This is a genomic window from Niastella sp., assembly GCF_045805085.1.
Taxonomy (GTDB): domain Bacteria; phylum Bacteroidota; class Bacteroidia; order Chitinophagales; family Chitinophagaceae; genus Niastella.
This window is the reverse complement of the sequence record NZ_JBJMLX010000486.1, coordinates 1-7,046: the sequence shown is the minus strand read 5'-3', so window position 1 is coordinate 7,046 and position 7,046 is coordinate 1. Positions and strand designations below refer to the sequence as shown.

Genomic DNA, 7,046 nt, shown 5'->3' with positions numbered 1-7,046 from the left:
CTGCAGTCAACAGGGGCTTGTATATTTTACGGAGCTTGACGTTTGATCTTAAAGCTCTAATAAAGTCTTAACCGGATCTTTTCCAAACAACAACAGCTCAGGATTTTCAAGAAGCTCTTTCATCCGTACCAGGAAGCTTACTGATTCACGGCCATCGATGATACGGTGATCGTAGCTCACCGCCAGGTACATCATGGGTTTAATTACTACCTGTCCGTTGATGGCCATGGGGCGCTCCTGAATTTTATGCATACCCAGGATGGCGCTTTGAGGCAGGTTAATGATAGGCGTACTCATTAAAGAACCAAACACACCACCATTGGTGATGGTAAAGGTTCCGCCAGTAAGTTCGTCCATGGTTAATTTGTTGTCTCTTGCTTTGCCGGCCAGTTCCACTACTTTCTTTTCAATTTCGGCCATGCTGAGGCTTTCTACGTTGCGGATAACCGGAACGGTTAAACCACGGGGTGTAGACACGGCTACGGAAATGTCAACATAATCGTGGTAAACAAGTTGGTCGCCATCGATGTAAGCGCCTACTGCAGGCCATTCCTGTAAGGCGATGGCGCAGGCTTTGGCAAAGAAGCTCATGAAACCAAGGTTAACCCCATGTGATTCCTTGAACTTGTCTTTGAACTTGCTGCGTATTTCCATGATGCGGCTCATATCAACCTCGTTAAAGGTAGTGAGCATCGCCGTTGTATTCTTTGATTCTACCAGGCGGCGGCTGATGGTTTTGCGCAGCTGGCTCATTTTTTCCCTTCTTTCTTCACGGCTGAACAGCGGTTTGCCGCCAGTTACTTTGCCGGGGTTCGATAAGGCTTGCAATACATCGTTCTTAACGATCTTGCCGCTGTACCCGCTGGGAGTAACAGACTTGGGATCTACTTTTTTATCGGCGATCATGGCGGCTGCAACCGGTGTAGCCTTAATGTCGTTTGATACTGCTGTAACAGGCGCCTGAGAAGGTTGTTGAACAACCGGTTCTGTTTTGGCGCTTGTTTCCGGCTTTGCTTCTTTAGCCGGTGTTCCGTTGGAGCCCGCTGCTTTTTCCGGCTTGGCTGCTTTATCATCGATAGTAGCCAGTATATCGCCAATTTTAAGGGTATCGCCTTCTTTGGCTGATTGTTGCAGGGTGCCTGCCTGCTCGGCATTTACTTCAAAAGTGGCTTTTTCGCTTTCAAGCTCAGCGATCACTTCATCACGTTCAACATAATCTCCGCTGTTCTTTACCCATTTTAATAAAGTAACCTCGCTAATGGATTCTCCAACTGTCGGAACTTTTATATCTATCATAAAAAACGTTTCTGTTTGACTTCAATGAATTATGGGCAATCGTGATGAACAAAGTTTTATATTGAAAATGCGGTATCAATGATCTCTGCCTGCTCCTGTGCGTGAACTTTGGCATAACCGGTGGCAGTAGCAGCGCTTGGCTGACGGCTGATAACACCAAAATTAATGCTCTTCAGATTCATTTGCAGGAAGGAAGCAGCGCCCATGTTCAGCGGTTCTTCCTGTACCCAGAACCAGGTTGCTTTATTGTATTTGGCATACAAGGCTTCCAGTTGTTTAACAGGTAAAGGATACAACTGTTCAAGGCGTACAATGGCTGTATCTTTCTTGTTTTCTTTTTGCTGACGTTCTGCGAGGTCAAAGTACACTTTACCACTGCAGAACAATACTTTGCGAACCCCCGAGGCGTCACTCACAATAGTATCGTCGATCACTTCTTTGAACCCACCGTTCAGGAACTCCTGTGTGGGGGAGTAAGTACCCGGGTGACGCAAATTAGCTTTGGGTGAGAAGTTGATCAGCGGTTTGCGGAAAGACCATGTTAACTGGCGACGCAGGGCATGGAATAAATTGGCGGCTGTGGTAATGTTGGTTATCACCATATTCAATTCAGCGCACATTTGTAAGAAACGTTCCATGCGGGCGCTGCTGTGTTCGGGTCCCTGTCCTTCGTAACCGTGCGGCAACAACATAGTGATACCGTTCATCCGGTTCCATTTTTGTTCGCCGGCAGAAATGAACTGATCGATCATGATCTGGGCGCCGTTGCTGAAATCGCCAAACTGGGCTTCCCATAATACCAGGCTATTGGGAGTGGCCATCGCATAGCCATATTCAAAGCCCAGCACACCATATTCGCTCAGTAATGAGTTGTATATTCTGAATTGACCGCTGGCATCGGGAATTTCGCTTAGTCTGCTGTATGCTTTGTCGGTGTTCTCGTCGCGCAAAACAGCATGGCGGTGTGAGAAGGTGCCGCGGCGAACATCCTGTCCGCTCATGCGCACATCTTTTCCTTCCAGCAGCAGGGTACCGTAAGCCATAAGCTCACCGGTTGCCCAGTCCAGTTTACCCTCTTCGTTGTATAATTTTACTTTGTCCTGGATGATCTTTTCTACCTTTTTCAGCGGTTTAAAATCAGCAGGCCATTTCATGATGGCATCAAACACCTTTTTGAAACTGGCTTCATCGATGGCGGTAACCGGTGACTTCACAAAGTCTTCTTCTGTGGCTTTCCGCAAATTCTTCCAGGCCAGTTCCGGTTGTTGGTAATGATAGGGGAGTGGTTTCTGTTTTATTTCATCGAGGCGTTCCTGCAGATCGCCCCAGAATTTCTTCTCCATTTCCTTGGCCAGGTCCTTGGCGTCCGACTCGCCGTTTTCCAACAGGAAGTTGGTATACACTTCACGCGGGTTGGCGTGTTTTTCGATCAGTGCATACAACTGCGGCTGGGTGAATTTAGGATCATCGCCTTCGTTGTGCCCATGTTTGCGGTAACAAACCATATCAATGAACACATCAGTATTAAATTCCTGGCGGTAGCGGGTAGCTATTTGAACGCATTTAACTACTGCTTCTGCATCATCTCCATTTACGTGTAACACGGGCGCCTGGATCATGGCTGCCAGTGAAGTACAGTAGTCAGAGCTGCGGGCGTCTTCAAAATCGGTAGTGAAACCGATCTGGTTGTTAATTACGAAGTGAATGGTACCACCAGTGTAGTAACCATCGAGGTCGCTCATTTGCAGTACTTCGTAAACAACTCCCTGGCCGGCTACAGATGCGTCACCATGGATGAGTATAGGTAATATTTTATCGAAATCGCTTTTGTACAGTACATCTGCTTTTGCCCGGGCGAAGCCGATCACAACGGGGTCAACTGTTTCCAGGTGCGATGGGTTGGGCATCAGCTTCAGGTGAATGGTTTTGCCATCGGGTGTTTCCACCTCACTGCCATAACCCATGTGGTATTTTACGTCGCCGCTGCCCATGGTTTGGTCGGGCTTGGCGGTACCTTCAAATTCACTGAAGATCTGCTCATAGGTTTTACCCATGATGTTGGCCAGTACGTTCAGGCGGCCGCGGTGGGCCATGCCGATCACAACTTCCTGCACATCGTTATTGGCGGCAGTGGTTATGATCTCGTCCAGCGCAGCAATGGTGCTTTCGCCACCTTCCAGGGAGAACCTTTTCTGGCCGATATATTTTGTATGGAGGAATTTCTCGAAGATCACGCCCTGGTTGAGTTTTTCCAGGATGCGTTTTTTCTTGTCGATGGCGAGCGGCTTGGAAAAGTTCCGTTCCATTTCATTGGTAAGCCAGTCAACTTTCTTCTGATCGCTGATGTATTTGAACTCGATCCCTACATGCCCGGCATAGGTCTTTTGCATGTGGGTGAGAATGTTGCGCAGGGTGGTGGTTCCCAACCCGATCATATTGCCCGCATTGAGGGTTTTATCGAGATCAGCCTCGGTAAAACCATAAAAACCCAGGTCCAGGTTGGCGCCACGGTCTTTGCGCTGGCGAATGGGGTTGGTTTTAGCGATCAGGTGGCCTTTGTTGCGGTAACCCAGAATAAGGCGGTAGGCGCCCACTTCTTTTTTCCAGTCGAAGCTTTCGCCCGTAGCGCCGGCCGTTTCGCCTGCTACTGCTGCCGTTCCGTTCGTTGTCCCATTTTTGCCTTGTCCCACGGCAAAGTCAAATCCTTCAAAAAATTTTTTAAGGTCGGGATCAACACTGTTTGGGTCTTGTAAGAAATCCTGATACAGGTTTTCAATAAAGGCCGGGTGGGAATTGGTGATATACGAAAAATCCTTCATGAGGATGCAATTGAAACTTAAAGTGTATTGAGTTATTTAAAATCGGGGTACAAATATCGGTCAAAAACGGTATGAATAGAAGTCAAATTATCTGAATTTGGGTTTTTTGACACTATAAAATGGGATTGACCGCTAAAACCGGCAACAGGCGTGCATTCTATGGTAATTTGGTGGAAAAAGAAATGGTTAAATTGCTGTTATTCATGCGGTAGAGGGCTGGGGCAAGATTTTTTCTGTATTATTTTTCATTTTCTTATTCAAATCCTTACCTTTGCACTCCCCTAAATTTTTGGGGAGTAAATTAGAACGAAATGGCAAATCATAAAGCTACTAAGAAAGACGTACGTCAAGCTGCTAAAAGACGTGAAAGAAACAAGTATTACGGCAAAACTACCCGTAATGCCATCCGTGATTTGAAAGTACTGAAGACAAACGGCGAAGCTTCTAAAGAGTTTCCTGATGTAGCTTCTATGATCGACAAATTAGCAAAAAGAGGTATTATTCATAAGAATAAGGCCGCTAACCTGAAAAGTAAGCTGGCTAAAAAGATCAATACCTTAGCAAAATAAGTGGTGTGGCCTGCGGCCGTTTGACATCTGGCAGGCAGGTTTATTTTATAAGATATTATTTTTTTTGTTTTTTCCTCCCGTTCACGCGGGAGGTTTTTTTGTTTTAGCCAACTCAACCTTTGTGAGCATAAAAGGAATAAATACTTATATAACTGTAATAGTTGCAGGGATGGTAGTGGAGTGGTAGTGTAATGGCCTGGGTATTCTCGGGAAATGCTCTGGGTATTCTCTGGACACTCTCTGGGTATTCTCTGGGACTTCTCAGGCGTATGAGCAATTCCCAGAGCATCAGACAATACTTAGAGAATACCCAGAGAATATCCTGAGCATTTCACTACCATTCCGCCACAATTTGTCTCGTCCCATCCATCCCATTGATCCCATCTATCCCATTTCAGACTATTTCTTATATTTAGAGCTCCAACAGTCACATTATGAGAATACTATCAGTAGGCTTCCTGCTTTTATTGCCCGCATTTATTTTCAGTCAATCTTTTACAACCAAATACGAACAAACCCAGGCCAAAGAAACGCCTACCTACAGCGAGATCATTAGCTGGTGGAAAATGATGGACGACCGGTTCCCGACCATAAAAATGCAGGCCATGGGACCCAGCGATGCCGGTTTTCCCCTGCACCTGGTAGTAGTTTCGAACGACGGTGATTTTGATATGACCAGCCTGCACCGGAAGAATAAACGCGTCATCCTGGTAAATAATGGCATTCACCCCGGCGAACCCGATGGTATTGACGCCAGTATGCTGCTGGTGCGGGATATTGCCACGCACAAAATAAAACTGCCCGACAATGTAGTGCTGGCCATTATACCCGTATATAATATTGGGGGTTGTTTGAACCGCAGCCCCTGGTACCGGGTAGATCAAAACGGTCCGGCGGACTTTGGTTCCCGCGGTAATTCTCAAAACCTCGACCTCAACCGCGACTTTATAAAATGCGATTCCAAAGAAGCCCGCTCCTTTGCAGCCATCTTTCACCAGTGCGACCCCGATGTATTCGTTGATAACCATGTCAGCAACGGGGCCGATTACCAGCACATTATGACCCTGCTTACCAGCCAGTATAACAAGCTGGGCGGCCCCCTGGGCGATTACCTGCACACAGAGTTTGAACCGGGCCTGTACAAACTGATGAAACAAAAGGGCTATGACCTGGTGCCTTACGTTGATTTTGCCGGCCAAACACCGGAAGCAGGCATGGAAGCTTACTTTGATGGTCCGCGGTACAGCAGCGGTTACGCCACTTTGTGGCACACCTTTGCCTTTGTGCCCGAAACCCATATGCTGAAACCGTATAACCTTCGGGTGGAAGCTACCAAAGCATTAATGGAATCGTTCATTGCTTTCACGGCAACAAATAGCGAAGCGATCCATCAATTACGCGAGCAAACCAAAAAGAATGTAGTAAACCAAACCAGTTTTCCTGTGAGCTGGAAGCTCGATACCAGCCGGGCCGACCAGGTAACCTTCAAGGGATATGAAGCGGGGCATAAACCAAGTGAGGTATCGGGGCTGCCGCGTTTATATTACGATCGTACCAAACCTTACGAAAAACAGATCCGGTACTATAATTATTACGCTGCCCGCACCACTATTAATAAACCCCTTGCCTATATAATTCCCCAGGGCTGGTGGAAAGTGATCGATCTGTTAAAACTCAATAAAGTGAATATGCGGGTATTGTCAAAGGATACCAGCATAGAAGTGGAAGTATACCGGATTGAAGATTACAAAACCTTTCCCCGGCCATATGAAATGCATCACCAGAATACAGATGTGGTGGTGAGTACCAGCAAGCAGAAAGTGCAATTCAGAAAAGGAGATTATTTTGTTCCGCTCAATCAGTCCGCTAACCGGTTTTTGGTAGAAGTGCTGGAACCGCAGCCTGATGATTCCTATTTTGCCTGGAATTATTTTGATGGCATCCTGGGCCGAAAGGAAGGATACAGCGCCTATGCATTTGAAGATATTGCCGCACAGTATCTCAATGAGCATCCTGATGTAAGAAAACAGTTGGAAGCACGCAGGTTAACCGATACTGCTTTTGCCAAAAGCGCCAGCGCTCAGCTTGACTTTGTTTATAGAAACTCACCTTACTATGAACCTGATCATCTGCGGTACCCCGTGTATCGGGTAGTTCGTTAGTTCGAAGGTTTAATAACTGTATTCTTAGAACCTAAGATGTCTCACTGTTAATCCATCGTTGATTAACTGTTTCAATGAATCTATACCTATCCGAACATGCCGTTCAACAAAATTGGCGGTGACCTTTTTGTCGCTTTCTTCGGTTTTTACGCCTTCCGGCACCATGGGCTGATCGCTTACCAGCAACAGCGCGCCGGTTG

The 7,046-nt window shown here is 46.7% G+C and carries 4 protein-coding genes; 2 read left to right on the top strand and 2 right to left on the bottom strand.

Annotated elements, in window-relative coordinates; genetic code table 11:
- Positions 1-48: 48 nt before the first annotated feature.
- Both odhB and ACJ751_RS25605 read right to left on the bottom strand, forming a co-directional pair.
- Complete coding sequence (gene odhB, locus ACJ751_RS25610) at positions 49-1,296, bottom strand: 2-oxoglutarate dehydrogenase complex dihydrolipoyllysine-residue succinyltransferase (protein WP_407748379.1); 1,248 nt, start codon at positions 1,294-1,296, stop codon at positions 49-51.
- 56 nt (positions 1,297-1,352) lie between these two features.
- Positions 1,353-4,115 carry a 2-oxoglutarate dehydrogenase E1 component gene (locus tag ACJ751_RS25605; RefSeq protein WP_407748378.1) on the bottom strand — a complete coding sequence of 921 codons (2,763 nt, stop codon included), beginning with the start codon at positions 4,113-4,115 and terminating at the stop codon, positions 1,353-1,355.
- A gap of 311 nt (positions 4,116-4,426) precedes the next feature.
- Here ACJ751_RS25605 and rpsT point away from each other — a divergent pair, with 311 nt between their 5' ends.
- Together rpsT and ACJ751_RS25595 are read left to right on the top strand one after the other, a co-directional pair.
- Positions 4,427-4,684: a 30S ribosomal protein S20 gene (gene rpsT, locus ACJ751_RS25600; RefSeq protein WP_407748377.1), complete on the top strand. Its 258-nt coding sequence runs from the start codon at positions 4,427-4,429 to the stop codon at positions 4,682-4,684.
- A 434-nt stretch (positions 4,685-5,118) separates the two neighbouring features.
- Complete coding sequence (locus ACJ751_RS25595; RefSeq protein WP_407748376.1) at positions 5,119-6,846, top strand: M14 family metallopeptidase; 1,728 nt, start codon at positions 5,119-5,121, stop codon at positions 6,844-6,846.
- The last annotated feature ends 200 nt before the right edge of the window (positions 6,847-7,046 follow it).